Origin of the sequence: Mesorhizobium sp. WSM4311 (assembly GCF_002295115.1) — a bacterium.
In the GTDB taxonomy this organism is placed as follows: Bacteria; Pseudomonadota; Alphaproteobacteria; order Rhizobiales; family Rhizobiaceae; genus Mesorhizobium.
In genome coordinates this window covers 43,357-69,848 of sequence record NZ_NSFV01000004.1, presented here as the reverse complement: position 1 = coordinate 69,848, position 26,492 = coordinate 43,357, and the positions used below count along the sequence as shown (strand labels likewise).

Sequence of the window (26,492 nt, the reverse complement as noted above, 5' to 3'; positions counted from 1 at the left end):
GTCATTGGCGGCAGACAGCGGATCGGCGCTCGCGGGAGAAGCGTGCGCTGTGGTTCCGGGCGACCGGACCGCTCTGCCGAATTGAATTGTGCGTGCTTGCCCGTTGGGCGGGGAGGTGCGGTCTATAGCATGACGCGGGAAAGGGAAACCCCTTTTGGCCGCTCAATCCTTGCGGAAGATCAGCCTGCCGAGCCAGCCCGTCAGCATGGCCAGCGATATGGCGAAGACGCCGTAGAGGAAGGAGTAGTCATGGGCGACCCGGAAGATCGACTGTTCGAAGCCGGACTTGCGGATTTCGAGCTGGGCTGAGCTCTCCTTGATGAACAGGCCGCTCTTGAACAGGAAAGCGCGGGCCTTATGGGTTCCGACCGGCACATTCGGTGCCAGCCTGACGGTGGCGCGGAACAGGTTCTGCGACAGGAACTGCACGCCGCCGACATTCTCGCTGTAGAGGCCGGCCGCGCCCTTGCGTTCGCGCAGCGCCGCGGTGAATTCCTCGATCGTTGCCGGGCCGTCGCCGGCGTCGGCGGGCTGCATGTAGAGGTTGGAGGCCCCGAGCGACAGTTGCTTGTAGCTGTTTGGTTCGGTGATGTCCTGCAGCGGCCGCGTCGTCGCCACCGAATAGGAGACCGGCACGTTCTCGAAGGTTTCGGAGTCCAGATTGACCCAGACGCCGAGCACCCGGTCTTTGCGGCGTACCACCACCGGCTTGGGTGGCCCTTCGAGCACGACGATGACGTCGTAGCGGCCCTGGCGGGCGACCAGCGGGTCGGGATTTTCCAGCGAGCCGAAGATGGTCAGGTCGGCGCCGGAAAAACCGGCGGTGATCGAGACATTGTCGGTGGAGAGACCGATCTGGATGCCTTCCGTCAGCGGCGTCTGTGCCTTCGCCGGCGCGGCGGCGGTAAGCAGTGACAGGAGGATGGCGGCTGCGAATGCCTTCGGGCCTGCCATCAGTTGAGGCCCGCGCTGGACAGCGAATAGAGATTGGGCGGGGTGACGAAAAGATCGATGGCCAGCCTGATCGCCACAGCCAGCACCAGCAAGGCCAGCAGCGCCCTGAGCTGCTCGCCGCGCAGCCTCTGGCCGGCCTTGGCGCCATATTGCGCGCCGGCGACGCCGCCCGCCATCAGCAGGAAGGCCAGCACGACGTCGACCGTCTGGTTCGTGGTGGCGTGGACCAGCGTGGTGTAGGCGGACGTGAAGATGATCTGGAACAGCGAGGTGCCGATGACGACATTGGTCGGCACTTTGAGCAGATAGATCAGCGCCGGCACCATGATGAAACCGCCACCGACACCCATGATCGACGACAGGAAGCCGATGCCGGCGCCAAGGCCGAGCACCGGGATGACGCTGACGAACAGTTTCGACGCCCTGAAGCGCATCTTCAGCGGCAGCCGGTGTATCCAGTTGTGCTGGCCGGATTTCTTCAGCACCGGCGCGGCGCCGCTGCGTGTGGCGCGCAGCGCATTGATGCTTTCGACCAGCATCAGCCCGCCGACCGTGCCGAGCAGCACGACATAGAGCAGCGAGATGAACAGGTCGAGCTGACCAAGTCGGCGCAGCAAGGCGAACACGTAGATACCGGCGGTGGAGCCGATGATGCCGCCAGCTAGAAGCACGCCGCCGAGCTTGAAGTCGAGCGTGCCCCGCTTCATGTGCGACAGCACGCCCGAGACGGACGAGGCGATGACCTGGTTGGCGCCGGTGGCGACCGCGATCGCCGGAGGGATGTTGTAGAAGATCAGGAGCGGCGTGATGAGAAACCCGCCGCCGACGCCGAACATGCCCGACAGGAAGCCCACCGCAGCGCCCATGGCCAGCAGCACGAAGACGTTGACGGAAATTTCCGCAATCGGGAGATAGATGCCCACCCGTCAGTCTCGATCAGTTTGCCTGTCGGCGAATACAGCCGTTCTGGGCAGTCTCGCACCGAAAAGCCAATTTTTCCTTGCGCCGACGCGGCGGCGGGGTCAAACCCCGTCGCCGCGTCGAAACAAAAAATATCTCAATCAGTTAACAGGCAAATGTGTGGCAAGAGCGTCGTGGAAACGACGCTTCTCTGTTATTTGCGCGCCAGCAGCGCCCGCACCAGTTTTTCATCGACGGCGCCGGTCGCCGGCAGCTTGTTGTCGGTCTGGAAAGCGATGATCGCGGTCTTGGTCTTCTCGCCCATGACGCCGTCGGCGCCGCCGGCGTCATAGCCGTTCTTGTTGAGGATGAGCTGGATGTTCTTGACCGCCTTCTTCATGTCGATGCCGGCGGTCGTCTGCGGCGTGCCTTCCTGCCAGGATTCGGGAATGTCGGCCGAATTGGTCGCCGCATTGAGCGGCTTGGCCTTCCACAGTTCGGTCGCGGCGCGTGCCCGCTCGAGCTGTTCGGGCCGCAGCGCATTGGCGATCTCGTCGCGCTTGGCGGCAGCGTCCTTGTCGCCGGTCTTGGCGACGAGAGCGAACCATTTGTAGGATTCCTCGAGGTTCTGCTTCATGCCGACGCCCTTGGCGGCCAGGATACCGAGATTGAACTGGCTGTCCTTGACGCCGAGATCGGCGGCCTCCTGGAACCAGTGCGCGGCCGATTCATTGTCGGTCACGCCATCGGCGGCCATGGCGAACAGCACGGCCAGATTGTGCATGGCGCTGGCATTGCCCTGCTCGGCGGCCAGTTGGTACCAGGTCTTCGACTTCTTGATGTCGCGGGCGACGCCGATGCCCTTCTCATAGAAATTGCCGATGCGGTATTCGGCCGGGGCGAAACCGAGTTCCGCCGATTTCTCGTACCATTTGGCGGCTGCCGCCATGTCTTCCTTGACGCCGCGAGATTCCGCGTAGCGCGAGCCGATCTCGAACAGCGCCTTGGCGTCGCCACCAGCGGCGGCATCGCGCAGCGCGGCCGGGCCGGCATCGGCCGGAATATCGAACTTGGCCGCGGCTGCTGTCGCAGGGGCAGCCGTCGGTGCAACGGCACCGGTCGTGTCCTTGGCGATGGCGTCGTTGGCCGCCGTTGGGGCTGCGACCGGCTGGGTATCGGTATCCGTCGCTTGCGCGCCGCCGGTAGCAGCGGCCGGCTCTGAAGCCGTCGCATCCATAGGGGGCGCGGCGATAGGCGCAACTGGTGCTGGAGCGGCCGAAGCCATGGGGCCGGAAGAGGCGGCAGAAGCAGCGGGCTCTGCAACCGGCGCCGTATTCGCCATTGCGTCCGTGTCCGACGGCATCGCCATGGCGGTCTGCGCCACCATGTCGTCCTTGGTCGTGGGCGCGGATTGCTCGGCCTGCCTGACGGCACGGGCCGGCTCGTCGTCCGTCGCTGCCGGCTGGGCTTCCGCCTTCGGCTGGCTCGCCGTGTCGACGGATGCCGTCTGCACCGGCTGCGCGGCAACGGCCGGTGCGGCGTCGTTGTTTGCCACCTGAACGGGATCAGAGAGGAACGCCTTGCCGAGCTGCAGGCCGGCAAGCGCCAGCATGATCGCCGCCGCCGCCATCAGGATCGGCTTGCGCCGCGCCTTGAGCAGGTCGCCGATCCTGAGCGCCTTCACCGGGCCTTTCACTGTCGACTGGCGCTTCAGGGCGTCGGCCTCCGCGGCGGCGGCCTGCGCGGCGCGCCGCGCGGCTGCGATGAAATCCGATTTGGCGGCGTCGCTTTCGCCAAGCTTTGCCGGCTGGCCGCGCTCGTCGCGAACCCGCTTCATGATGGCATTGAGGTCGGGCGCGCCGGAGCCTGGCTCCAGCGGGCGGTTGGCCACTTTCGGGTCGAGCGGCTCGTCAAGATCGACCGTCGGAATATCGCTGCTCGGCGGCGAACCGGCCAGCGGCGGGACGTCCGCCGCCACCTTCTTGCCCTTGAAGGCGCGGGCCAGCCCGCCGAACATCGATTTGCGGCCTGCCGGCTGGTCCTTCTCGGCGATGGTGTCGGAACCGAGTGCGGCCATAGCGGCGGCGGCGGCGGCTTCCGCCGGCGTTCGCGTGCCCAGCTCGCCACGCGTACCCGGGTCGCCACGCGTACCCAGGTCGCCACGCGCGCCCTCGTTACGCATTATGGCGGCGGCGCGGGCATCGAGATCGGCCATGTCGCCGCTCAGCGGCATCGGCTCGTCGATATCCATCGACGGCGCTTCGACAGCCATCTTGGCGGTTCGTGTGCGGCGCTTGCCGGCCGCCTCGTCCTGGCGCGTGGCCAGGAGCTCGCTCACCGCTTCGGACGGCTCGTTGGTTTCCAGCGAACCCAGTCTGTCGACGATCTTGAGCAGCGTGTCGTGGATGGCCTCGAAAGTTCGCGAATTGCGCTCGTCGGAGCGCCGCGTCAGCGTTTCCAGCGTTTTCAGGTCCTGGGCGAGTCCGGAAACCGCCGACGCATTGGCGTTCGACCCGGCCAGCGAACGCACCGCGTTCTCGGCCGCTTCGCGTGCCGCGCCGAGGATGGAATCGCGGGTGCCGGCCAGCGCCTTCTCGATTTCGTCGAGGCGCGGGCTGATGTCCTCGAATTCCGGCAGCGGCGTGCTGGGCCTGGACAGATGGGCGGACAGGCCGGCGACCTGTGCCTCCAGGCTGCGGATCAGCGCCGGATCGATGCCGGCCACTTGGGCCGCCGAGGCGTCGAGCCGGCTGGAAATGTCCTCGAGCCGGCTTTCCAGTCCACGGATCGCCGCTTCGCCGGCGGGATCGGCGGCGCGGCTCTCCATGCGCGTGGCGAGTGCGGTGAAGCGGGCGTCGATGGCTTCCATGATGCCGGCGCTGTCGATCTGCGGCGCGAGGCGCTGGTCGAGCCGGTCGGCAACCTCGTCGAGACGGCGCTCGAGATCGCGAAACAGCATGTTGCCCTGTTCGATGGCATCGCCCTGGCGGCGTTCCATCATGCCGGACAGCACGTCGAAGCGCTGCTCGAGCCCGTGGAAGATGTAGTCGGCGTCGGGCATGGCCGGCGCCTGGTCGATCTTGTCGGCGATGAGGGTGATCTGCTTGGCCAGCCGTTCCATCGCCTGTTCGGGCAAATTAGCGCGGCCGGCGAGTTCGTCGACGCGGCTCGACAGGGTGCTCAGGCGATCCATGACCGCGTTGCCGGGGCGATCCTGCGCCACCTCCTCGATCTGCCGGGCGAGCGAGTCGATGCGCTTCTCGATACGGTCGAAGGCTTCGTGGTCGACGGAATTGGCCTGTGCCGCGACGGTCGAGGCAACGATGGCGCGGGAAATCTCGTCCAGCCGCTCATCGATCATGGCAAGCGTGTCGCCGCCGCGATTGTCCTGCTGGCCCGCGAAGTGTTCGACGGCGCCGGCCAGCGTGCGCACCTTTTCCTCGAGCGAGCGCAGCGACAGCGATTCAGGCAGATTGTTGACGGCGTTGCTGATCTGCTCCAGCCGGTCGGTCAGGGCCGCAAGGGCGGGGTCGTCGGAGCGCTTGCGCTGGTCGGCGTCGACGCGGTCCTCGAAAGCCGTCCAGCGGCGGTCGAAATCGTCCCAGCGGCGGTCGACCTTCTGCACGCTCTCCTCGCGCGCCAGCGTGTCGAGCGCGGCCTTCACCTGCTCGAGTTCCAGCCGCAGCATGTTGACGCTTCTGTCGTCGCTTTTCTCCGACAGCGACTTGATGGCGCCGGAAAGCCGTTCGAATTCGACGCCGAGTTCGGCACTGCCCTTGCCCGCTGTGCCGGACCTGGCGTTGGCCTGGAAGGCGCGGTCGATATCCTTGCGCAGCGCATCGAATTCGCGCTGCAGGCCCGCCGTCATCTGGTGGCGCAGTTCCTCGCGCATGCCGCGCAATTCGCCGGCAATCTTGCCGACCATGGCGACGCTGTCTTCCTGGCTGCGCACGCGGTCGATGTCACGGGCGATGGCCTGGTAGTTCTGGTCGAAGGCGGGGGCTGGCGCCGGGGTCTGCGGGCGCGCCGCCGGCCGCGGTTCCTCATACCAGCGCTGCTGACCGGTTGGCTGGGCGGCTGGATAACGCGGGTCGACGGCGGGATAGCGCGGGTCCGCGCCGTATTGGCGCGGAGCGGGACGTGCCGTCACCTCCTCGCGGGTCTGCCCCAGCCGCTGTTCCAGCGTCTCCAGCGAGCGGTTCAGTTGCTCGAGCGTGGTCTGCGGCTTGCGCTGCCTGCCGGCGTTGAGTGTGTCGAGATAGGACCGCTTGCTGTTCATCGGTGCGTCCGTCTTTCAGATTGGCCGGCTTGCGACCAGCTCCCCAAGTCCCTGCCGGAACGAAGGCGACCGCGCTTCCACGGTGGAAGACAAGCTTCCCGGGGTTTCACCCGCGCTCCGAAAACCGTGAAAAATTCGATACAGGATAAACACGGGTAGCCGACGCGCCCACATTTCCCCCAACGTGGTAAACAACGCGTTAACCAAGCTTAAGAAGTTGGAAGGAAGTTCGCTCTCGCTGCCACGGTGCGGCATAAAGCACCTTCACAGAACGCCCCTTGCGTCATGAGGCGGCTATCGGTATAGAATTGACGTAAACGTAAAAGGCGCATTTGAGTGTGCTGTTTGCGATTTTGTTTGTCGAAACCACGACTGGAAGCACGCCCCCGCTTCCAGTCAGGCGACGCATGGTCCAGGACCGCGACGCCACCAGACGGGGAAAGCCAGTGACCATGAAGCTTATCTCGGCCGGCGAGACCGCGGCCAATACCAATAATGTATCTGTCGAAGCCGGCGAGGACCTCGCCCGCATCGGCGAAATGGCCAAGAAATACGGCGTCACGCTGCGCACGCTGCGTTTCTACGAAGACAAGGGCCTGCTCAACCCGCAGCGCGACGGCTCCACCCGTCTCTACACGCGCCGCGACAAGGCCCGCCTGAAGCTGATCCTGCTCGGCCGCAAGGTCGGGTTCTCGCTGCGCGACGTCAAGCAGATGATGGATCTCTACGATCCGACCGGTTCCAACACCAAGCAGCTGCGGCTGGCGCTGGACAAGTCGGAGAAGCAGCTCGCCCGCCTGCAGAAGCAGCGGGCGCTGATCGATGACGCCATCAACGAGCTCTCCGGCTCGATGTCCGCGGTGCGCCAGATGTTGGCCGAACGCACGGCTCCACATGCAAGCGTCGCGAGCTGAAGCAATCTACCGGTTCCGACTTCGTCGGAGTCTCGACCATCAAAGCCGCGTTGGCTCTGCCGCGCGGCTTTTTCGTTGCCTGCATCCGCCTGACTGGTTCCTTCGGCGCTGGCCTGCTTGACGTCGCGCCGCTAGAGCAATTCCAGGAAAAGTGTGAGCGGTTTTCCGTCCGGACTTGCGTTAAAACAATGAGATAGAGCGTTTCGCCGTTTCCGTGAAACGGTGAAACACTCTAGCTTCCCCAAGCTGGGTGGTCGGGAAATCTTGTCGCATCAAAAAATTGACGTTTACGCAAACGTCAATTTTTGCTATCCCGGCTTCAACACGGGTCTGCATGCTGCCCTGACATTAATTCGGGGGCTTTCGGACCAGGTCCGCAGGGTGGAGAAAAAGCATGCCGACATACAGGGCGCCGGTCCAGGATACGCTGTTCGTACTCAACGAGGTGCTGGGCTATCAGCGCTATTCGAACCTTCCCGGATTTGCCGACGCGACGCCAGACGTGCTGGAAGCGATCCTGGCCGAAGGTGCCAAGCTCGCCGAAAACGTCATGCATCCGCTCAACCGCGTCGGCGACATGGAAGGCTGCGTGCGTCACGACGACGGCTCGGTGACCACGCCCAAAGGCTTCAAGGAGGCCTTCGGCCAGTATCGCGAAGGCGGCTGGATGGGGCTGGCGGCGCCGGTCGAGTTTGGCGGCCAGGGCCTGCCCTATGCCGTACACACCGCCGTCGCCGAATACATGGTCTCGGCCAACATGTCGCTGATGATGTATCCGGGTCTGACCCAGGGCGCCATCGCGGCGATCATCACCCACGGCACCGACGAGCAGAAGGCCAAATGGCTGCCGAAGATGGTCGAGGGCTCCTGGACCGGCACCATGAACCTGACCGAACCGCATTGCGGCACCGATCTCGGCCTGCTGCGCACCAAGGCGGTGCCGAACGGCGACGGTACCTACAAGATCTCGGGCCAAAAGATTTTCATTTCGGCCGGCGAGCACGACATGTCGGACAACATCGTCCATCTGGTGCTGGCCCGCATCGAGGGCGCGCCGGAAGGCGTCAAGGGTATCTCGCTGTTCATCGTGCCGAAGCTCAAGCTCGATGCTGCGGGCAATCCGGGCGAACGCAACACGCTCTCCTGTGGCTCGATCGAGGAGAAGATGGGCATCCACGGCAATTCGACTTGCGTCATGAACTATGACGAGGCCGAAGGCACGCTGCTCGGTGAGGAGAATGGCGGCCTCAAGGCGATGTTCACGATGATGAACGAGGCCCGCCTCGGCGTCGGCCTGCAAGGGCTTTCGCTGTCGGAGATCGCCTACCAGAACGCCGTTGCCTACGCCAAGGACCGCTTGCAGGGCCGTTCGCTCTCAGGCGCCAAGGCGCCGGACAAGAAGGCCGACCCGATCATAGTCCATCCTGACATCCGCCGCTCGCTGATGACCATGAAGGCCTTCAACGAGGCCGGCCGTGCGCTGGCACTGTGGACGGCGATCAAGTCCGACATCGCGCATCGCTCCGCCGACGACAAGGACCGCCAGGCGGCGGACGACTACACCGGCCTGATGACGCCGGTGGTCAAGGGCGTGCTCACCGACAAGGGCTTCGACCACGCCGTCATGGCGCAGCAGGTGTTCGGCGGTCACGGCTATATCGAAGAGCACGGCATGAGCCAGTTCGTGCGCGATGCCCGCATCGCCATGATCTATGAAGGCGCCAACGGCATCCAGGCGCTCGACCTCGTCGGCCGAAAGCTCGGCCTGAATGGCGGCCGCGCCATCCAGGCCTTCTTCAAGGAGGTCGGCGAATTCTGCGAGGAGAACCGCGCCGACGAGAAGATGGCGCCCTTCACCAAGGGGTTGAAGAAAGGCCTGAACGATCTGCAGGCCGCGACCATGTGGCTGGTGCAGAACGGCATGGCCAAGCCCGACAATGCCGGCGCGGCCTCGACCGACTATATGCACCTCTTCGGCCTTGTTGCTCTGGGCTACATGTGGGCGCAGATGGCCAAGGCAGCTCAGGGCAAGACCGGCGCCAACGGCACCCAGTCCTTCTACGACAACAAGGTGGTGACGGCGCGCTTCTTCATGGAGCGGATCATGCCGGAGACGTCGGCGCATCTCGCCCGTATTTCGAGCGGCGCTGACACGCTGATGGCCCTGCCTGCGGAAGCGTTCTAAAGATGGTTGCCCTCTCCTTCGGGGGGAGGGTCGGTTGAGGCCAGCGTGACGTGCGCCGGCGTCAACGCTGACGATGCGCTCTGGGAGGAGTACCATATCCACATGACCAGCCCCGCCGAAATACTTGGCCTTTCCAAGCCCGCCTGGGCGGCGGACGAGGTCGGCATGCTCTACGACATGGCAACCCGCTTCATGTCGGAGGAGATCGCGCCGCGCTACGACGAGTTCGAGAAGAACGAGATGGTCGACCGCGAGAGCTGGCGCAAGGCCGGCGCCGCCGGCCTGCTCTGCGCCTCGATGCCGGAGGAATATGGCGGTTCCGGCGGCACCTTCGCCCATGAGAGCGCCATCATCGAGGCGATCGGCCATGTCGGCGTCGATGGTTTTGGCATCGGCCTGCACAATTCGATCGTCGCCCCTTACATCCTCCACTACGGCTCCGAGGAGCAGAAGAAGAAGTGGCTGCCGAAGCTCGCCACCGGCGAGCTGATCGGCGCCATCGCCATGACCGAACCGGGCGCCGGCTCCGACCTGCAAGGCGTCAAGACGCGGGCCGAGAAGGACGGCAACCAGTACAGGATCAATGGTTCCAAGACCTTCATCACCAACGGCCAGCTGGCCAACTTCATCATCGTCGTCACCAAGACCGATCCGGAAAAGGGTGCCAAGGGCACCTCGCTGATTGTCGTCGAGACCGACGAGGTCGAAGGTTTTGAGCGCGGCCGCAACCTCGACAAGATCGGCCTGAAGGCCAACGACACGTCAGAACTGTTCTTCAACGATGTGCGCGTCCCGACCTCCAATTTGCTCGGCCACGAGGAAGGGCAGGGCTTCATCCAGCTGATGCAGCAATTGCCGCAGGAGCGGCTGCAGATCGGCACAGGCGCCATTGCCATGATCGAGCGGGCGCTGGCGTTGACCATCGACTACGTCAAGGAACGCAAGGCCTTCGGCAAGGCGATCATCGATTTCCAGAACACCCAGTTCAAGCTGGCCGAGCTCAAGACCGAGGCGACGATCGGCCGCGTCTTCTACAATGACTGCGTCACCCGCCACATCAATGGCGGCCTCGATCCCGTGACGGCCTCGATGGCCAAGTACTGGCTGAGCGACCTGCAGGGAAAAGTCGTCGACGAATGCCTTCAACTGCACGGCGGCTATGGCTACATGAATGAATATCCGATCGCCCGCATGTTCCGCGACGCTCGCGTCCAGCGCATCTACGGCGGCACCAACGAGATCATGAAATTGCTGATCGGCCGCTCGCTCTGAGAGCGGCGACCGGCAAACCCAAGGAGCACGAAAATGGCCGAAGCTTACGTCTATGACGCCGTGCGCACGCCGCGCGGCAAGGGCAAGAAGGATGGATCGCTGCACGAAGTGCCGGCGGTGCGGCTTGCCGCCAAGACGCTGGAAGCGCTGCGCGACCGCAACGGGCTGGACACCGGCACCGTCGACGACATCATCTTCGGCTGCGTCGATCCGGTCGGCGAGGCCGGCTCGGTCATTCCGCGCGCCGCCGCCTTCGAGGCCGGCTACGACACCAAGGCGCCTGGCATGCAGATCTCGCGCTTCTGCGCCTCCGGTCTCGACGCCATCAATTTCGGCGCCGCCAAGATCGCGCAGGGCGCCGACGAGATCGTCATCGCCGGTGGTGTCGAATCCATGTCGCGCGTCGGCATGGGTGCCTCCGGCGGCGCCTGGTTCATGGATCCTTCGGTCGGCCTGCCCGGCTGGTTCGTGCCGCAAGGCATCTCGGCAGACCTGATCGCCACCAAATACGGTTTCTCCCGTGACGACGTCGACGCCTATGCGGTCGAAAGCCAGACGCGGGCCGCCAAGTCCTGGTCTGACGGCCGCTTCAAGAATTCGGTCATTCCGATCAAGGACCAGAACGGCCTGACCATCCTCGACCATGACGAGCACATGCGGCCTTCGACCGACATGCAGTCGCTGGCATCGCTCAACCCATCCTTCGTCATGCCCGGCGAAATGGGCGGCTTCGATGCGGTCGCGGTGCAGAAGCACCCCGAGGTGGAAGAGGTCAACCACGTCCACCACGCCGGCAACTCGTCCGGTATCGTCGACGGCGCGGCGGCCGTGCTGCTCGGCTCGAAGAAGGCCGGCAAGGCGATGGGCCTCAAGCCCCGCGCGCGCATCCGCACCTTCGCCAATATCGGCTCCGAGCCGGTGCTGATGCTGACCGGCCCGGTCGATGTCACCGAGAAGCTCCTGAAGCGCGCCAAGATGAAGCTGTCGGACATCGACCTGTTCGAGCTCAACGAGGCCTTCGCCTCGGTGGTGCTGCGCTACATGCAGGCTTTCGAGATCCCGCACGACAAGATCAACGTCAATGGTGGCGCCATCGCCATGGGCCATCCGCTCGGCGCCACCGGCGCGATGATCTTCGGCACGGTGCTGGACGAACTCGAGCGCCGCGATCTGAACACCGCGCTGGTGACGCTGTGCATCGGCGCCGGCATGGGCACCGCAACGATCATCGAACGCGTCTGACGGGGAGAGAAACAATGAGCTACATCAATTTCACCCTCGATACCGACGCTGACGGCATTGCGCTCGTCACCTGGAACATGCCGGATCGCTCGATGAACGTGTTCACCGAGGAGGTGATGGGCGAACTCGACAAGATCATCGATCAGGTAGTGGCCGACGCCGCCATCAAGGGTGCGGTGATCACCTCGGGCAAGGACAGCTTCTCCGGCGGCGCTGATCTGACCATGCTGCAGAAGATGCTTGCCGTGTTCGCCAGGGAAAAGACCAAGGACCCGGAGAAGGCGGCAAAGCTGCTGTTCGACAATGCCGGTCGCATGAGCGGTCTGTGGCGCAAGCTCGAAACATCGGGCAAGCCCTGGGTATCGGCGATCAACGGCACCTGCATGGGCGGCGCCTTCGAATTGTCGCTGGCCTGCCACGGTCGCGTCGCCGCCGATTCAGACAAGGTCAAGATGGCCTTGCCGGAAGTCAAGGTCGGCATCTTCCCCGGCGCCGGCGGCACCCAGCGCGTGCCGCGGCTGACCGATCAGCAGCAGACGCTGCAGATGCTGACCTCCGGCCAGAATCTGTCGCCGCAGAAGGCCAAGGCCATGGGCCTGATCCACGAGATCGCCGAGCCGGCCAAGCTGGTCGAGACTGCAAAGGCCATGATCAGGAACGGACTGAAAGCCGTCCAGCCCTGGGACGAGAAGGGCTTCAGGCTGCCCGGCGGTCAGATCTATTCGCCGGCCGGCTTCAATCTGTGGCCGCCGGCCATCGCCATCCTTCGTCGCGAGACCTATGGCAATTATCCGGCCGCCGCCGCCATCCTGAAATGCGTCTATGAAGGCCTGCTGGTGCCGTTCGACACCGCTCTGAGAATCGAACAGCGCTATTTCACCGAGATCATGCAGACCAGGGAAGCGGCGGCGATGATCCGCTCGCTGTTCGTGTCACTGCAGGAACTGAACAAGGGCGCCCGCCGCCCGGACGGCGTGCCGGAAACCAAGTTCAAGAAGATCGGCATTCTCGGCGCCGGCTTCATGGGCGCCGGTATCGCCTATGTCACGGCCAAGGCCGGCATTCCGGTGGTGCTGCTCGACCGCGACATGGAGTCGGCCGAAAAGGGCAAGGCGCATTCGGACAGCCTGGTCTCGGATCAGGTCAGGAAGGGCCGCGCCAAGCCGGAGGAGAAGGACAAGCTCCTGTCGCTGATCACGCCGACAGCCGATTATGCCGATCTTGCCGGCTGCGACCTCGTGGTCGAGGCGGTGTTCGAGGATTCGGCCGTCAAGAAGGCCGCCACAGAACAGGCGGAAGCCGTGCTTAAGTCGTCCGCGATCTTCGCGTCGAACACCTCGACCATTCCGATCACCTCGCTGGCGAAGAATTCGGCTCGGCCGAAGAATTTTGTCGGCATCCACTTCTTCTCGCCGGTCGACAAGATGATGCTGGTCGAGATCATTTTGGGCAAGAAGACCGGCGACAAGGCGCTCGCCACCGCGATCGACTTTGTCCGAGCCATCAAGAAGACACCGATCGTCGTCAACGACACGCGCGGCTTCTACGTCAACCGCTGCGTGCTGCGCTACATGTCGGAAGCCTACAAGATGCTGATCGAGGGCGTGCCCGCGCCGATGATCGAGAATGCGGCGAAGGCCGCCGGCATGCCGGTCGGTCCCTTGGCGCTGACCGACGAGACGGCGATCGACCTTGCCCAGAAGATCATGAAGCAGACCAGCAGGGATCTCGGTGACAAGGCCGTCGACCCCAAGCAGATGGCGCTGATCAACACCATGGTCGACGACCATGGCCGCTTCGGCCGCAAGAACGGCAAGGGTTTCTACGATTATCCGGCCAAGCCGGCCAAGAAGAAGCTGTGGCCGGGACTGAAGGACCTCTATCCGCAGCTTGCGCCCGAGAAGGTCGATTACGAGGAGCTGCAGCAACGGCTGTTGGTCACCACGGCGCTGGAAGCGGCGCGGGTGATGGAGGAAGGCATCGTCACCGATCCTCGCGAGGCCGATGTGGGCTCGATCCTGGCCTTCGGCTTCGCGCCCTACACTGGCGGCGCGCTGTCCTATATCGACGGCATTGGCGCCAAGGAATTCGTCAAGATCGCCAAGGGACTGCAGAAGAAATACGGCGCCGAGTTCAAGGCGCCCAAGCTGCTCCTCGACATGGCCGAAAAGGGCGAAACTTTCTACCAGCGCTTCGACCCCTACGCCAAGGGCGACGTGAAACAGGCCGCCTGACGCCGGCCGAAACACAAAGGCTGGCCGACACACAAGGGACGCCATAGCACGTTCATTTTGCGCATGATGGCCACGGCACGCAGCCGTGGCCGAGCGGATGTTCATAACCTCCCATCAGGGCCTGCGCCCGGATAGGCTGATCTCCGACCATCGACCGCTGAAACCGCGCTCTTCGCGCGGCCAAGGGCGCGCCGTCTGGGCGTGGCGGCACGCAGTTTTGTTAGCGATCTGCCAGCTGCGCCCGGGTAGTGTCTCAGTTTGAAATCCGGCGGCCTTTACGCGCTGCTCGCTCTTGCCCTTCCGATGCGGTATGATTTTGTTTGGGAAAGCCAAATTTGATGGGCATTGGAATGTTGTCCTCCGACCTCACGAATGTCATCGAACAGGATCATTTGGCTGTGGGTGCTTTTGTTAAGGGCGATCCTGAGCCCCTGAAAAGCCTGTATTCGCGACGCGATGACGTGATAATCGCGAACCCGTTCGGTCCACCGGCCAGGGGATGGACAAAGGCTGCTGAGACCATGGATCGAGCTGCCACCAACTACCGGGATGGCGAGGTCATCGGCTTTGAGCGAATTGCCGAGTACGCGACGGCAGACTTGGGCTATATCATGGAGATCGAGCGGGTCCGATCCAAGGTTGGCGGCGCCGATAAACTGGCGCCGATTGCGCTTCGGACCACCACTATTTTCCGGCGGGAGGATGGCGTGTGGAGGATCGTTCTACGTCACGCCGATCCTATCACGTCGGGACGGCCAGCGGCGTCGGTAGTTGGTCAGTAGAAGATACCAACTGGACCGAAAGGTCAAAAGCGCCCCGCCGATGTGATCGGCAATGCCGTCCGCACCATGCGCATTGCTACCGACGAGGAAGCCGACGATCTGCAGGTCGACGGCAAGAGCGCCGCCGCCAAAGAGCTTGATTCGAAGGGTGGCAAGAAGCGCGCCGAGAATATGACGCCAGCACGGCGCGCCGAGATCGCGAAGAAGGAGGCGGAAAGCCGCTGGAAGCGCTAGGCGCGCGCCTCTCGCCATTGCCGCTCCGCAAACTAAGACACTACCTGCGCCCGGTGGACATGGCGGCGAATGCGCGCTAGACAGGAAGAGGCATTTTTTCCTGTTTCGAGGAGAGCGAGATTGCTCTCGCATGAGCGTGTCTGGGCTGCCATCGATGCTCTTGCCGAGCGCTATTCGCTTTCGGCGTCAGGTCTGGCGAGGCGCGCGGGCCTCGATTCGACCGCCTTCAACAAGTCGAAGCGCCTGTCCTCGGATGGCCGGCCGCGCTGGCCCTCGACCGAATCACTGGCCAAGATCATCGAGGCGACGGGTGCCTCGCTCGACGAATTCACCGGGCTGATCGAAGGCCGTATAGGCGCTGCGCCCGCCTACAGGCGCTCCGTGCCGCTGCTCGGCTTTGCCCAGGCCGGTGCCGGTGGCTTCTTCGATGATGCCGGGTTTCCGGCCGGGCAGGGCTGGGATCTGGTCGAACTGCCGGCGCAATCGACCGAAAGCTCCTATGCGCTGCAGGTGCAGGGCGATTCCATGCTGCCGCTCTATCGCAATGGCGACGTCCTCATCGTCGAGCCGGGAGCCATCACCCGCAAGGGCGATCGCGTCGTCGTCAAGACCATATCGGGCGAGGTGATGGCCAAGGTGCTCGAGCGCCAGACCGTCAAGTCGATCGCGCTGGTCTCACTCAATCCCGATCATCCCGACCGCGACATTCCCATGCGCGAGGTCGAATGGGTGGCGCGGATTGTCTGGGCAAGCCAGTAGGTCGGGCTGGTGCGGGTACCTCATCTCATTGTGGCGGTTCTGATGATCCCGGTGATGGCGGCCCTGGTCGTCGCCGGCGGCCGCACGCTGAAAGGAAGCCAAGGCACCGTCGCGGTGGATCAGATCGATCCCGGCGCGGACACGATCTCTCAGGCCGGCACCGATGCCGGGTCTGACGAGCCGGCCACCTCAGCCATTCCCGCGCCGGCCGTTCCGCCACCGCCAAAGGCGGCGGTGCATTCGCGGGCGATCGATCCGGACGTCGTCGCGCCGCCGGAACTGCGCGTTGGGGAGCTCGAGCGGGTCGAGCCGCGCCAGCCGCTGAGCAAGCTGGCGCTGGCCATGCCGCCCAAGCCGAAGATGCCCGATGACTGGAATGGCACCAAGCTGTTCCAGCCGGTGGCGACCGCCGCCGGCCTGATCGAGGCGAAAGGCTATTCGGTCGCGATCTCCGGCATCGATGCCGTCGGGCAGGACGAGACCTGCACCACCGACGGCAAGTCCTGGCCGTGCGGCATTCGTGCGCGCACGGCGTTCCGCGCTTTCCTGCGCGGCCGCGCCGTGGTCTGCACGGTGCCGCCCGAAGGCGGCCGCGACCGCATCGCGGCGGAGTGCCGGATCGGCAAGCAGGACGTCGGCCAATGGCTGGTCGACAATGGCTGGGCGCGTGCCGCCAAGGGCGGACCCTATGTCGCGGCCGGTGAAAAGGCGCAAAGCGCGAAGAAGGGCATTTTCGGGTCGGCGCCGAACCTGGCCGGCATATCAGCGGTTCCGCCCGCGCCAGCCCCGGCGCCTCAGGCGCCGGGCTCGATCCTGGAAGAGGTCGACGGCGCCCTCAAGCCAGCTGACCAGCCAGCGCCTGCTGAATGAGCGCGCGGGTCTCGGCGACGCCGTAGAGCGCGGCGAACGAGCCGAAGCGCGGACCGCGCTCCTGGCCGATGAGCACCTGGTAGATCATCTGGAAGAAGGCGCCCGAAACGCCCGGGCCGCCCTCCGGGCTCTGCTTGGAATGATCCTGATAGCGTTCGATCTTGCGCGCCACATTGAGCGAAGCGTTCTGGATCGCTTCGCCGCCGGCATCCGCCGGCAATGCACCAAGTGCCGCGTCCAGGGCCTCGAGCGCCTCGCGTTCGACCTCGTCGGCCGCACGGAAGGTCTTCGTCGGCCGCACGAAATCGTCGAAATAGCGGATGGCGTGGCCGACCAGCTGGTCGAGATCGGGATGCGTCTTTGGCGTCACGCCTTGCGTATGGCGCGAGATGAAGCCCCACAGCACGTCCTTGTTCTGCGCATTGGAGGCGCTGACCAGGTTGAGCAGCAGCGAGAACGGCACCGGCATGTCGATATCAGGCGGATTGCCGTCATGCATGTGCCAGACCGGATTGCCCAGCCGCTCCTTCCAGTCCTGCCTGGGGTAGGCGCCCAGGAAGGTGTAATACTCATCCACCGCCCTCGGAATGACGTCGAAATAGAGCTTCTTGGCCTGCCGCGGCCGCTGGTACATGTAGAGCCCGAGACTTTCGGTCGGCGCATAGGTCAGCCACTCGTCGATGGTCAGGCCGTTGCCCTTCGACTTCGAGATCTTCTGGCCGTTTTCGTCGAGGAACAGCTCGTAGACGAAATGCTCCGGCGCGCGCCCGCCCAGGATGTTGCAGATGCGGTCATAGACCACCGCGTTGGTCTGATGGTCCTTGCCGAACATTTCGAAATCGACGCCGAGCGCTGCCCAGCGCATGCCGAAATCCGGCTTCCACTGCAGCTTCACCCGGCCGCCGGTGATCGAAAGCGTGGTCTCGGTGCCTTCATCGTCGAAGGTGATGGTGCCGGCCTTGGCGTCGACATGCTTCATCGGCACGTAAAGCACACGGCCGCTCTTAGGAGAAATTGGCAGGAACGGGCTGTAGGTCGCCTGCCGTTCCGACCCGAGCGTCGGCAGCATCACCGCCATGATCTTGTCGTAGCGCTCGGCGGCGCGCAGCAGCATGGCGTCGAAACGGCCTGACTTGTAGTACTGCGTCGCGCTGGCGAATTCGTAGTCGAAGCCGAACGTGTCGAGGAAGCGGCAGAGCATCGCATTGTTGTGGTCGGCGAAGCTCGCATAGTCGCCGCCGAACGGATTGGGGACCGAAGACAGCGGCTTGTGCAGATGCGGCTCGAGTGCCGCGCGATCCGGCACGTTGTCGGGTATCTTGCGCATCCCGTCCATGTCGTCGGAGAAGCACAGCAGCTTGGTGGCGACCTTGTCCTGTGTCAGCACGCGGAATGCATGGCGCACCATCGAGGTGCGCGCCACCTCGCCGAACGTGCCGATGTGCGGCAGGCCCGACGGGCCATAGCCGGTCTCGAACAGGATCGTCTCGGGGAAGTCGCTGCCTTTGTAGCGCTCGATGATCTTTTTGGCTTCCTCGAACGGCCATGCCTTGCTCTCGGCCGCTGCCGCCAGCAGTTCGGGGTTGAGATCGATTGTGTTTGATCCCGCCATGGTCGCGTTTTCCAAATTGTTCGCCGGCCAGATCATTCGCCGGTATGGTCGCAGTGTCGATTTTCAACGGTCCTCTAGGCGCGCATGGCCGGAGCGTCAACGCGTGGGGCGCTTTTTCCTTGCGACCTTCGACCCCCGTTCCTACCTTCGAAACCCGTTCAAGGAGTAAAGAATGCCGTCGCCGACCCCGCATGAAGCCCTGATCTACCTGATGGTCATCACCTCGGCCTCCGACCGCGACATGACCGATGTCGAACTGGCCCGGATCGGCGACGTTGTCCGCTCATGGCCGGTGTTCGAGGATTTCAAGCAGGACCGCCTGGTTCCCGTCGCCCAGGCTTGCCAGAAGCTGCTGCAGGAAAAGGATGGCCTCGAGGGTGTCCTGGCCCAAATTGCCGACGCCCTGCCGGAGCGCCTGCGCGACACCGCCTACGCCGCCGCCTTCGAAGTGGCCGCCGTCGATCTCGAAATGCGCATGGAGGAAGTCCGGGTGCTGCAGTTGATCCGCCGCAAGCTCGATCTCGACACGCTGACCGTCGCCGCCATCGGCCGCGCGGCCAAGGCGCGGCTGCGCACCCTGACCTGAATCTCAACAACCCTGGGCCGTGCTCTGAATCAGAAAAAACTGACCGGGAAATAGCGCAGGTAGAATTCGGCGAAGGTGCCTTTCATCGAGATCTCCTGCAGCGCGTAATTGATCGCTGCGGCCAGCGCCGGATTGTCCGCCCGTGTGGCGATAGCCATGCCCGTGCCCAGATATTCGGGCGCCAGATAGGGACCGCCGGCAAAACGGCAGCACCGGGCAGCATCCGAGCCGCCCAGCCAGAAGGCGAAACGCATGCCGTCACCGAAGGCGGCATCGATCTTGCCCGCCTTGAGATCGCTGTAGAGGGCTTCCGGTCCGTCGAAGGAGACGATTTGGACCGTGCTGAAATAGTCGCGCAGCATGCGCTCATGCGCCGAGCCGGCGAGAACGCCGACGCGCTTGCTGCGCAGCTTGTCGAAGACCGGTTCGGCAAGTGCCTTGTTCTTCGGCGTGATGAAGCGCGCCGGAAACGGCAGATAGGAGCGCGAGAAGGCGTATGTCTCGCGCGATTGCGGCGTCGCGGCGATGCCGGCGATGATTGCTTCGCCTTCGCCTTTCTCGAGAGCCCCTTCAAGCTCGCCCCAGGGCAATGCCTGGATCTGGCATTTGTCGGCAATGCCGAGTTCGGCGCAGATGGCGCGCGCCAGGTCGATGTGGAAACCGGACAGCTTTCCCGCGCCATCGAGGAAATTGAAAGGCGGAAAATCCGTGGTCGTCAGGAATCGCAGCCGTGGCAGTGCCGAGAGGTCGGGCTTTGGCAACCGCTCCTTGGTGTCCCACAATACCGGTACCTGCGGTTCGGCCGCGCGCGCCGCAGGAGCCGATGGCAGTGCCGCGATCAGCAGCGACGCCAGGACCAGGAACCTCCATTGGAACGCCACGATAGAACTCCGCGCCCTCGATTAGCACCGGTTTTGGTACGAAAATGGTACAGGCACAATGGTTATTGATTTCAACGCGCCAATTTCAGGCTATGCTTTAGCACGTTTGCAAACAGCGGTGGCTGCCCTGGTTGGGGGACCCGGGTCGAGAACCACAACCGAGAATGTGCGTGTTGCAATCCGTGGTCGGTGGCCAAATGCAGACAACGCATGGACCATTGATCTCAATGCATGAGGCAACATGGGGTTATGTTGCGATGGGTCAATTCGATCGCACGCTGGAATACATAGACCAACTGCAGCACGCCGGAACGGCGGGGGCGGTCTGCGAGAAACTTTTGGGCATAACCTCGGATTTCGGCCTGACCGCGCTGATGGCGGGAACCGTTCCGCAGCCAGGCACACCGACAGGGCAGCAAAAGCAGCATGTGCTGCTTTGCGACTGGCCTGTCGAATGGCTGGAGCGCTACGTGGCGCGCAACTATGTCGATCACGATCCGGTGGTCAGCCACATGAAGCAGCTGCAGGCGCCGTTCCAGTGGCGCGAAGCCGCCCAGGGCATTAGCTTCGACAAGAGCAGCGATGAGGTGATGGGCGATGCCGGCGCCTTCAAGCTGCGCGACGGGCTGGCCTTCCCGCTGATCACGCTCGATGGCCAGATCGTCATGGTGTCGCTGGGTGGCGAGGCCGTGCAGCTGTCGGCGGCCGAGTTCGGCCTTGTGTCGCTGGTCTCGACCTATGCCGTTGGCCGCGCCATGCAAATCCACACCATGGCGACCAAGACCATCGACCACATAGAACTGACCCCGCGCGAGCGCGAATGCCTGCAATGGGCCGCCGTCGGCAAGTCGGAATGGGAGATTTCGCAAATCCTCGGCATCTCCGAACACACGTCGGAGAAACATCTTCTTAACGCCAAAAGCAAACTCGGTGCCGTCAACCGGGTCCAGGCCGTCGCCGAAGCGATAAGGCGCGGCTACATTAGTTAGGTCGGCCGTGCCGACCTGGAATTTCTTGCCTACGTGATCACGCAATTTTCTCGTTGAGGCACGGCCGTATCTTCCTCTTAAACCCAGGAGACGACGGCATGCTTTTTTGTCTTACAACTCAGGAATTGATGGAACGTCCCGACCTTTGGGAGGCCGTCCATCGTCTACGCTACCAGATATTTGTCGAGGAGATGGGGTGGGAGGACCTGCGGCGGCCGGACGGATTCGAGGTCGACCAGTTCGACCATGACGAGGCGGTGCATCAGATCGTCATCAGAGGCAACGAAGTCGCGGGCTATCAACGGATGTTGCCGACCACGCGGCCCCATCTGCTGACCGAGGTCTTGGCAGACCTTTCCGAAGGAACGCCACCATCGGGCCCCAACATCTGGGAATTGACCCGCTATGCGGTGGCTCCCGGCTTTCGCGATGGTCGTCGCGGCGTCTCGACCGTCGGAACCGAATTGATCGCCGGCTTCGTCGAGTGGGGGCTGAAGCGCGGTGTCGACAAGGTGATCATCGAGTTCGAGCCGATGTGGGTGCTGCGCGCCCTGCAGCTGCATTTCCTGGCGACGCCGTTGGGCTATCAGCGCACCTATGGCAATCAGCAGGTCGTGGCGACCCTGCTCTCCTTCAATGAGCACACGCTGGACGTTGTGCGTTCGCGCCGCAACCACCACGCTCCCGTCCTGGCCCGGGGATATCCCGACATGTTCGGCCAAAGGAGGGCGTCATGAGGTTGGAGACCGCCATGAACCCGCACCCGCAGCCGGAACTGCGCAACCACACGCTGATCGTCACCGTGTCGTCGAATGACGGCCGGCCGGTGCTCGACAGAAGGGCCTATGAAAGCCTTGCCAGGACGTTCCATGAAGCCGCCGACAATGACGAGGTCCGTGTCGTCGTGCTGCGTGGCCTGGCAGGCTGCTTCTGCCTCGGCGGCGACTTTTCCGAATTCCTCGACGCCACCAAGCACCAGAAGCTGATCGCCGCCGTTACCGACATGTTCCGCACGCTGGCGACATTCCCCAAGCCCATCCTCGCCTGCGTCGACGGCGATGCCGTCGGTGTCGGCTGCACCATCCTGTTCCACTGCGACATGGTGATCGCCTCGAATGAAAGCACGTTCCGCGTGCCGTTCGTCGATTTCGGCCTTGTGCCGGATGCGGCGACCAGCATCCTGGCGCCGCAGAAGCTCGGCTATGCCGGCGCCTTCCGCTTCTTCTGTCTCGGCGACACGCTTCACGCCGAGGACGCCAGGGCACTCGGCCTCGTCGCCGAAATCGTGCATGACGGCGTGGAGGAGGCGACACTTGGCCGCGCCAGGCAGCTCGCCAAGAAGCCGGTTGCCGCCCTGCTGCAGACCCGCGGCCTGCTCAAGGGCAACACCGGCGCGCTGTGCGACCGCATCGACCAGGAGATATCGCTGTTCCAGCAGGCGTTGCAGGACGACACCACGCTGCGGCGCCTGCAGCGGATCGCCCGGCTCGCGGCCTGAGCAACCGCGTCAAGAGCCACGCGCCGCGCTGCCAGGTGGCCGCGCGGCGCGGGAAGGCCTAGCCTTCCTTGCCGAGGAATGACGGCCCTTCGCCGATGATCTTCTTGTCTTCCTTGCCGATGATATCGAGATCGCGCCCCTCATAGGGTACCGACAACAGGATGCGCCGCATCACCGCCAACCGCGCGCGGCGCTTGTCATTGGCCCGCACGATGATCCATGGCGCGAATGCCTTGTGGGTGCTCTCGAACATGGTGTCGCGCGCCTTGGTGTAATCGTCCCATTTCGTGATGCCGGCGACATCGATCGGCGAGAACTTCCAGCTCTTCAGCGGGCTGTAGCGGCGATCGTGAAAACGCTCGAGCTGCGTTTCCCGGCCGATGTTCAGCCAGAATTTGAAGAAATGGATGTCGTCGTTGACGATCATTCGTTCGAAATGCGGCGTCTCGTCGAGAAACTTCTCGTGCTGCTCGGGCGTGCAGAAGCCCATCACCGGCTCGACGCCGGCGCGGTTGTACCAGGAGCGGTCGAAGGTGACGAATTCGCCCGCCGTCGGGAAATGGTCGACATAGCGCTGGTAGTACCATTGTCCCAGTTCGGTGTGGGTTGGCTTGGTCAGCGCCACGTTGCGCGCCGTGCGCGGGTTGAGATACTGGTGCACCACGAAGATCGTGCCGCCCTTGCCGGCGGCGTCGCGGCCCTCGAACAGCGCCATCACCCGCTTGCCGGTCGCCTGCAGCCATGCCTGCGCCTTCACCAGCTCGATCTGCAATTTCTCGAGCGTCTCGTCATAGTCGTCGCTGTTCATCTTCTTGTCGTAGGGGTAGCCGCCCGCCGTCAGCTTGTTGTCCTCGACCCAGTCCGGGAGCTCGGGATTCTCGATGTCGAACTCCCGCTCCTTGCCTCCGATCCTGATCTTCAGCGGACCTGACGTCGCTGTTGCGGGATTTTCCTTGGCCTTTTTCATCGAGACGAACCCTTTCCAGCTTACGGACTCATGCTATTGGGAGCCTCCATGCCGGTCTAGCAGGAAGTTGCCATACGGCCGGACAGCGCCCGAGAGGGCTATAGGATGCGCGGATGGCTGAGCAAAGCGCAGAGCAGGCAAGTGTGGCGCAAGCCATGGCCATCCGGCTGTGGAACAGCCGCTGGCTGCTTGCGGCCGGTGTCGTCGCGGTTCTGACAGCTTTTGCCTTTGCCAATATTTCCGCCTACGTGCTGGTGCCGGCGCTGCTCCTGTTGCTTGTCGCTGCGATGCTGCCGGCCGCAGGCCTGCGCCAGTCGGCCGAGAATGCCGCCGCGATCGAGGCGGTCGGCCTGCAACGCCTGTCGGGCGAATATCTGGCGGCGGCCGTCGCCGACCCGCTGATCATTTTCGACCGCTCCGCCACCATCGTCCATGCCAACGCCGCCGCCTTTGCCGCTTTTGGCGGCATCGCGCCGGGCCTGTCGCTGCCGCTGAAATTCCGGGCGCCGGAAATGCAGACGCTGCTCGACAGCGTGCTGTCGGGCACGATCGCCTCCGATGTGGTCGACTATACCGAAAAGCTCCCGGTCGAACGGGCCTACCGGGTCAGCGCGTCCTCGGTCGGGCACGGCACCGACCTGTATGTGCTGGTGTTCAAGGACCAGAGCGAAACGCGCAGGATCGACCGCATGCGCGCCGATTTCATCGCCAATGCCAGCCACGAATTGCGCACCCCGCTCGCCTCGATCGCCGGTTTCATCGAAACGCTGCGCGGACCGGCCCGCAACGATCCGGCGGCGCGCGAGCAATTCCTGCAGATCATGCAGAACCAGACCGGCCGCATGGCGCGTCTGATCGATGACCTGCTGTCATTGTCCCGGCTGGAGATGAAGCCCTATCTGAAGCCCGGAACCGAGGTCGACCTGCGCCAGACCGTCGACAGCGTCATCGATTCACTGGCTCCGCTTGCCCGCGAAAACAGCGTCGTCATCGAGCGTGATTTCGCCAAGGGAGCACTCAATGTGCCGGGCGATCGCGACGAGCTGTTCCAGGTTTTCGAGAACTTGCTGGAAAACGCCTGCAAATACGGCCAGTCCGGCGGCCGTGTCGTGGTCTCGATCGCGGGCGCCGATGACGGTTCCGAACCCGGCATCGACGTCACCATCCGGGATTTCGGTCCCGGCATTCCCGAGGAGCACATTCCGCGCATCACCGAGCGCTTCTATCGCATCGATGTCGAGACCAGCCGGACCAAGAAAGGCACCGGCCTTGGCCTGTCCATCGTCAAGCACATCCTGACGCGCCACAATGCCAGGCTGACGATCAAATCCGAGGTCGGTAAGGGCGCTGCCTTCTCGGTTCATTTGCCGACGCACTGATAGTGCCCTAGTTTCCCCTGGAAGCGTTTCTTTTTTCTGTCATCCGGCTAGCGTATCAGCGGGGATTCGAGGAAACGACTCAAGAATCCGTGGGAAGGCATTTCATCCATGCAGTCCGTGCACATAATGAGCGCCTTTGACGAGGAGCTGAAATATCTGTCGAAGCGCATCGCGGCGATGGGCGGCCATGCCGAGCGCATGGTCGAGCAGGCGGTCGCCGCTCTCGTCAATGCCGATCCTGGGCTGGCCCAGAAGGTCATTAACGACGATGCAGTGCTGGATGAGGGGCAGCGCGAGATCGACGACAAGGCGATCATCATCATCGCCAAGCGCCAGCCGATGGCGACCGACCTGCGCGAGATCGTCGGCGCCATCCGCATTTCGGCCGACCTCGAACGCGTCGGCGACCTCGGCAAGAACGTCGCCAAGCGGGTGGTCGCCGTCACCGACGGCCGCCAGCCGACCAGCCTGTTTCGCGGTCTGGAGGCCCTGGCCAATCTGGCGCTGACCCAGCTCAAGGAAGTTCTCGACGTCTACGCATCGCGCTCGGTCGACAAGATCGGCTTCGTGCGCGACCGTGACGATCAGATCGATGCCATGTACACGTCGCTGTTTCGCGAATTGCTGACCTACATGATGGAAGATCCTCGCAACATCACGCCCTGCACGCATCTTCTGTTCTGCGCCAAGAACATCGAGCGCATCGGCGATCATGCCACCAACATCGCCGAGACCATCTATTACATTGTCACCGGCGACCAGATGCCGGCCGAGCGGCCGAAAGGCGACAAGACGGACAAGATCAGCCTTTCGGCGCCGCTTCCGGCGAAATGAACGTTCATCCTCTCGAACGCCAGATCATATTGCGCTAAACTATCCCGGCGTTAAGCTTCTCAGGCCTTGATAAGGGGCCTGCTTTCAGGAGGCTGCGATGGAATATGTCCGAGAGTTCAAGCCCGCGGCGCCGACATCAGGCATCATCGCCTCCAGTGTCTACATGGCCGGGCGGCGCATCGCGGACATTCCGATCGAGGAAGCCGGCGAATGGGCCAAGAAATCGGGACATGTCGTCTGGATCGGGCTGCTCGAACCGGATCGCGAGCTTCTGTTGCGCGTCCAGGCCCAGTTCCATCTGCATGAGCTGGCGATCGAGGATGCAGAGCATCCGCACCAGCGGCCGAAGATCGAGCAATATGGCGATGCGCTGTTCATCGTCGCCCGCACCGCGCAATTGATCGAAGGACGGGTGACTTTCGGCGAGACGCATCTATTCGTCGGCTCGGGCTACATCGTCAGCGTCAGGCACGGCCCGTCGACCTCCTACGCCGCTGTGCGCCAGCACTGGGAAAGCTGCCCGCATTCGCTGGCCAAGGGCGAGGATTTCGTTCTCTACGCCATTCTCGATTTCATCGTCGACAACTACATGCCGGTGCTCGAACAGATCGAGGACGAGGTCGAGGTGATCGAGGACCGGGTGCTTTTGAAGCCGATGACCGGCCCCGATATCGAGCGGCTCTACATGCTGCGCCGCGATCTGCTGCGCCTGCGCAATGCGGCGCTTCCGCTGGTGGAAGTCTGCCGCCGCCTGACCAGCGCCGACCTGCCGCAGATCCATTCAGCCATGCACCCGCTCTTTCGCGACGTGACGGATCACATCCGCACCGTCCAGGAAAAGATCGACAGCCTGCGCGAGGTGCTGGCCTTCGCCTTCGAGGCGAGCCTGCTGGTCGGTCAGAGCCAGGAAACGGCGATTTCCAAGAAACTCGCCTCATGGGCGGCCATATTGGCGGTGCCGACGGCGTTCGCCGGCATCTACGGCATGAACTTCACCGACATGCCGGAACTGAAGATGGAATATGGCTACCCCATCGTGCTGGCCACCATCGCGGCGATCTGCGCGTTTCTCTACTGGCGGTTTCGCAAGAATGGGTGGCTGTGAAAGGAAGTCAGTAGAA

Annotated in this window: 22 protein-coding genes; 16 read left to right on the top strand and 6 right to left on the bottom strand. The window is 63.6% G+C overall.

All coding sequences use genetic code 11. The features are described from left to right. Window positions 1-162: 162 nt before the first annotated feature. The 3 genes from CK226_RS11180 to CK226_RS11170 all read right to left on the bottom strand — a co-directional run bounded on the left by CK226_RS11180 (window position 163) and on the right by CK226_RS11170 (window position 6,133). Window positions 163-954, bottom strand: coding sequence for a TIGR02186 family protein (locus CK226_RS11180; RefSeq protein WP_095771870.1), 792 nt, complete (start codon window positions 952-954; stop codon window positions 163-165). Beyond that, entirely contained in the window at window positions 954-1,877 is a 924-nt protein-coding gene (locus CK226_RS11175) for a sulfite exporter TauE/SafE family protein (RefSeq protein ID WP_095771871.1), read from the bottom strand. Before CK226_RS11175 ends, CK226_RS11180 begins: the two co-directional genes overlap by 1 nt. A 191-nt stretch (window positions 1,878-2,068) precedes the next feature. Further along, window positions 2,069-6,133, bottom strand: a complete 4,065-nt coding sequence (locus CK226_RS11170) for a peptidoglycan-binding protein (protein WP_095791889.1) — start codon at window positions 6,131-6,133, stop codon at window positions 2,069-2,071. A gap of 452 nt (window positions 6,134-6,585) precedes the next feature. Here CK226_RS11170 and CK226_RS11165 point away from each other — a divergent pair, with 452 nt between their 5' ends. The 9 genes from CK226_RS11165 (at window position 6,586) to CK226_RS11125 (ending at window position 16,625) form a co-directional block, all read left to right on the top strand. Continuing rightward, entirely contained in the window at window positions 6,586-7,047 is a 462-nt protein-coding gene (locus CK226_RS11165) for a MerR family DNA-binding transcriptional regulator (RefSeq protein ID WP_095771972.1), read from the top strand. Window positions 7,048-7,441: 394 nt separating this feature from the next. Then, entirely contained in the window at window positions 7,442-9,232 is a 1,791-nt protein-coding gene (locus tag CK226_RS11160; RefSeq protein WP_095791888.1) for an acyl-CoA dehydrogenase, read from the top strand. Between the two features lie 102 nt (window positions 9,233-9,334). Then, window positions 9,335-10,504, top strand: coding sequence for an acyl-CoA dehydrogenase family protein (locus CK226_RS11155; protein WP_095791887.1), 1,170 nt, complete (start codon window positions 9,335-9,337; stop codon window positions 10,502-10,504). A 33-nt stretch (window positions 10,505-10,537) separates the two neighbouring features. Further along, window positions 10,538-11,746, top strand: a complete 1,209-nt coding sequence (locus tag CK226_RS11150; RefSeq protein ID WP_095787303.1) for an acetyl-CoA C-acetyltransferase — start codon at window positions 10,538-10,540, stop codon at window positions 11,744-11,746. Window positions 11,747-11,760: 14 nt separating this feature from the next. Continuing rightward, window positions 11,761-13,980, top strand: a complete 2,220-nt coding sequence (locus CK226_RS11145) for a 3-hydroxyacyl-CoA dehydrogenase NAD-binding domain-containing protein (RefSeq protein ID WP_095791886.1) — start codon at window positions 11,761-11,763, stop codon at window positions 13,978-13,980. 338 nt (window positions 13,981-14,318) lie between these two features. Continuing rightward, on the top strand, window positions 14,319-14,762 hold the full coding sequence (locus tag CK226_RS11140; protein WP_095791885.1) for a nuclear transport factor 2 family protein: 444 nt from the start codon (window positions 14,319-14,321) through the stop codon (window positions 14,760-14,762). Between the two features lie 42 nt (window positions 14,763-14,804). Then, window positions 14,805-14,996 (top strand): RNA-binding protein, encoded by a 192-nt coding sequence (locus CK226_RS11135; protein ID WP_245437729.1) that lies wholly within the window; start codon window positions 14,805-14,807, stop codon window positions 14,994-14,996. Between the two features lie 120 nt (window positions 14,997-15,116). Then, window positions 15,117-15,755, top strand: coding sequence for a helix-turn-helix transcriptional regulator (locus CK226_RS11130; RefSeq protein ID WP_095771878.1), 639 nt, complete (start codon window positions 15,117-15,119; stop codon window positions 15,753-15,755). A 9-nt stretch (window positions 15,756-15,764) separates the two neighbouring features. Continuing rightward, complete coding sequence (locus tag CK226_RS11125) at window positions 15,765-16,625, top strand: thermonuclease family protein (protein ID WP_348629081.1); 861 nt, start codon at window positions 15,765-15,767, stop codon at window positions 16,623-16,625. On the opposite strand, the gene CK226_RS11120 is transcribed toward CK226_RS11125, so the two are convergent. Continuing rightward, window positions 16,591-18,237 (bottom strand): lysine--tRNA ligase, encoded by a 1,647-nt coding sequence (locus CK226_RS11120; protein WP_095771973.1) that lies wholly within the window; start codon window positions 18,235-18,237, stop codon window positions 16,591-16,593. The genes CK226_RS11125 and CK226_RS11120 overlap by 35 nt on opposite strands. Window positions 18,238-18,409: 172 nt before the next feature. On the opposite strand from CK226_RS11120, the gene CK226_RS11115 reads away from it, so the two are divergent. Further along, the gene (locus CK226_RS11115) at window positions 18,410-18,823 is read left to right on the top strand and encodes a tellurite resistance TerB family protein (RefSeq protein WP_095771880.1); all 414 of its coding nucleotides are present in this window, start codon (window positions 18,410-18,412) and stop codon (window positions 18,821-18,823) included. Window positions 18,824-18,852: 29 nt separating this feature from the next. Here the strand turns inward: CK226_RS11115 and CK226_RS11110 are convergent, their stop codons facing one another. After that, window positions 18,853-19,704, bottom strand: a complete 852-nt coding sequence (locus CK226_RS11110) for a transporter substrate-binding domain-containing protein (protein ID WP_095791882.1) — start codon at window positions 19,702-19,704, stop codon at window positions 18,853-18,855. 257 nt (window positions 19,705-19,961) lie between these two features. On the opposite strand from CK226_RS11110, the gene CK226_RS11105 reads away from it, so the two are divergent. From CK226_RS11105 to CK226_RS11095, 3 genes are all read left to right on the top strand, one after another. Continuing rightward, a complete protein-coding gene (locus tag CK226_RS11105; RefSeq protein ID WP_095791881.1) occupies window positions 19,962-20,693 on the top strand; it encodes a LuxR family transcriptional regulator in 732 nt (243 codons plus the stop codon). Between the two features lie 98 nt (window positions 20,694-20,791). Further along, window positions 20,792-21,430 carry an acyl-homoserine-lactone synthase gene (locus tag CK226_RS11100; RefSeq protein ID WP_095771883.1) on the top strand — a complete coding sequence of 213 codons (639 nt, stop codon included), beginning with the start codon at window positions 20,792-20,794 and terminating at the stop codon, window positions 21,428-21,430. Further along, window positions 21,427-22,191: an enoyl-CoA hydratase-related protein gene (locus CK226_RS11095; RefSeq protein ID WP_245437728.1), complete on the top strand. Its 765-nt coding sequence runs from the start codon at window positions 21,427-21,429 to the stop codon at window positions 22,189-22,191. Before CK226_RS11100 ends, CK226_RS11095 begins: the two co-directional genes overlap by 4 nt. Before the next feature lie 58 nt (window positions 22,192-22,249). On the opposite strand, the gene ppk2 is transcribed toward CK226_RS11095, so the two are convergent. Further along, window positions 22,250-23,158: a polyphosphate kinase 2 gene (ppk2, locus tag CK226_RS11090; RefSeq protein ID WP_095791880.1), complete on the bottom strand. Its 909-nt coding sequence runs from the start codon at window positions 23,156-23,158 to the stop codon at window positions 22,250-22,252. A 113-nt stretch (window positions 23,159-23,271) separates the two neighbouring features. Here ppk2 and CK226_RS11085 point away from each other — a divergent pair, with 113 nt between their 5' ends. The 3 genes from CK226_RS11085 (at window position 23,272) to CK226_RS11075 (ending at window position 26,476) form a co-directional block, all read left to right on the top strand. After that, the gene (locus CK226_RS11085) at window positions 23,272-24,537 is read left to right on the top strand and encodes an ATP-binding protein (RefSeq protein WP_095791879.1); all 1,266 of its coding nucleotides are present in this window, start codon (window positions 23,272-23,274) and stop codon (window positions 24,535-24,537) included. A gap of 108 nt (window positions 24,538-24,645) precedes the next feature. Continuing rightward, window positions 24,646-25,371: a phosphate signaling complex protein PhoU gene (gene phoU / locus CK226_RS11080; protein ID WP_095771886.1), complete on the top strand. Its 726-nt coding sequence runs from the start codon at window positions 24,646-24,648 to the stop codon at window positions 25,369-25,371. A 97-nt stretch (window positions 25,372-25,468) separates the two neighbouring features. Continuing rightward, window positions 25,469-26,476, top strand: a complete 1,008-nt coding sequence (locus tag CK226_RS11075) for a magnesium and cobalt transport protein CorA (protein WP_095771887.1) — start codon at window positions 25,469-25,471, stop codon at window positions 26,474-26,476. The last annotated feature ends 16 nt before the right edge of the window (window positions 26,477-26,492 follow it).

Coding starts and splice junctions, on each gene's coding strand:
- CK226_RS11160 (WP_095791888.1), top strand. CDS start 7,442: ATGCCGACATACAGGGCGCCGGTCCAGGATACGCTGTTCGTACTCAAC.
- CK226_RS11115 (WP_095771880.1), top strand. CDS start 18,410: ATGCCGTCGCCGACCCCGCATGAAGCCCTGATCTACCTGATGGTCATC.
- CK226_RS11180 (WP_095771870.1), bottom strand. CDS start 954: ATGGCAGGCCCGAAGGCATTCGCAGCCGCCATCCTCCTGTCACTGCTT.
- CK226_RS11075 (WP_095771887.1), top strand. CDS start 25,469: ATGGAATATGTCCGAGAGTTCAAGCCCGCGGCGCCGACATCAGGCATC.
- CK226_RS11170 (WP_095791889.1), bottom strand. CDS start 6,133: ATGAACAGCAAGCGGTCCTATCTCGACACACTCAACGCCGGCAGGCAG.
- CK226_RS11100 (WP_095771883.1), top strand. CDS start 20,792: ATGCTTTTTTGTCTTACAACTCAGGAATTGATGGAACGTCCCGACCTT.
- CK226_RS11150 (WP_095787303.1), top strand. CDS start 10,538: ATGGCCGAAGCTTACGTCTATGACGCCGTGCGCACGCCGCGCGGCAAG.
- phoU (WP_095771886.1), top strand. CDS start 24,646: ATGCAGTCCGTGCACATAATGAGCGCCTTTGACGAGGAGCTGAAATAT.
- CK226_RS11105 (WP_095791881.1), top strand. CDS start 19,962: ATGGGTCAATTCGATCGCACGCTGGAATACATAGACCAACTGCAGCAC.
- CK226_RS11155 (WP_095791887.1), top strand. CDS start 9,335: ATGACCAGCCCCGCCGAAATACTTGGCCTTTCCAAGCCCGCCTGGGCG.
- CK226_RS11165 (WP_095771972.1), top strand. CDS start 6,586: ATGAAGCTTATCTCGGCCGGCGAGACCGCGGCCAATACCAATAATGTA.
- CK226_RS11085 (WP_095791879.1), top strand. CDS start 23,272: ATGGCTGAGCAAAGCGCAGAGCAGGCAAGTGTGGCGCAAGCCATGGCC.
- CK226_RS11095 (WP_245437728.1), top strand. CDS start 21,427: ATGAGGTTGGAGACCGCCATGAACCCGCACCCGCAGCCGGAACTGCGC.
- CK226_RS11120 (WP_095771973.1), bottom strand. CDS start 18,237: ATGGCGGGATCAAACACAATCGATCTCAACCCCGAACTGCTGGCGGCA.
- CK226_RS11140 (WP_095791885.1), top strand. CDS start 14,319: ATGGGCATTGGAATGTTGTCCTCCGACCTCACGAATGTCATCGAACAG.
- ppk2 (WP_095791880.1), bottom strand. CDS start 23,158: ATGAAAAAGGCCAAGGAAAATCCCGCAACAGCGACGTCAGGTCCGCTG.
- CK226_RS11145 (WP_095791886.1), top strand. CDS start 11,761: ATGAGCTACATCAATTTCACCCTCGATACCGACGCTGACGGCATTGCG.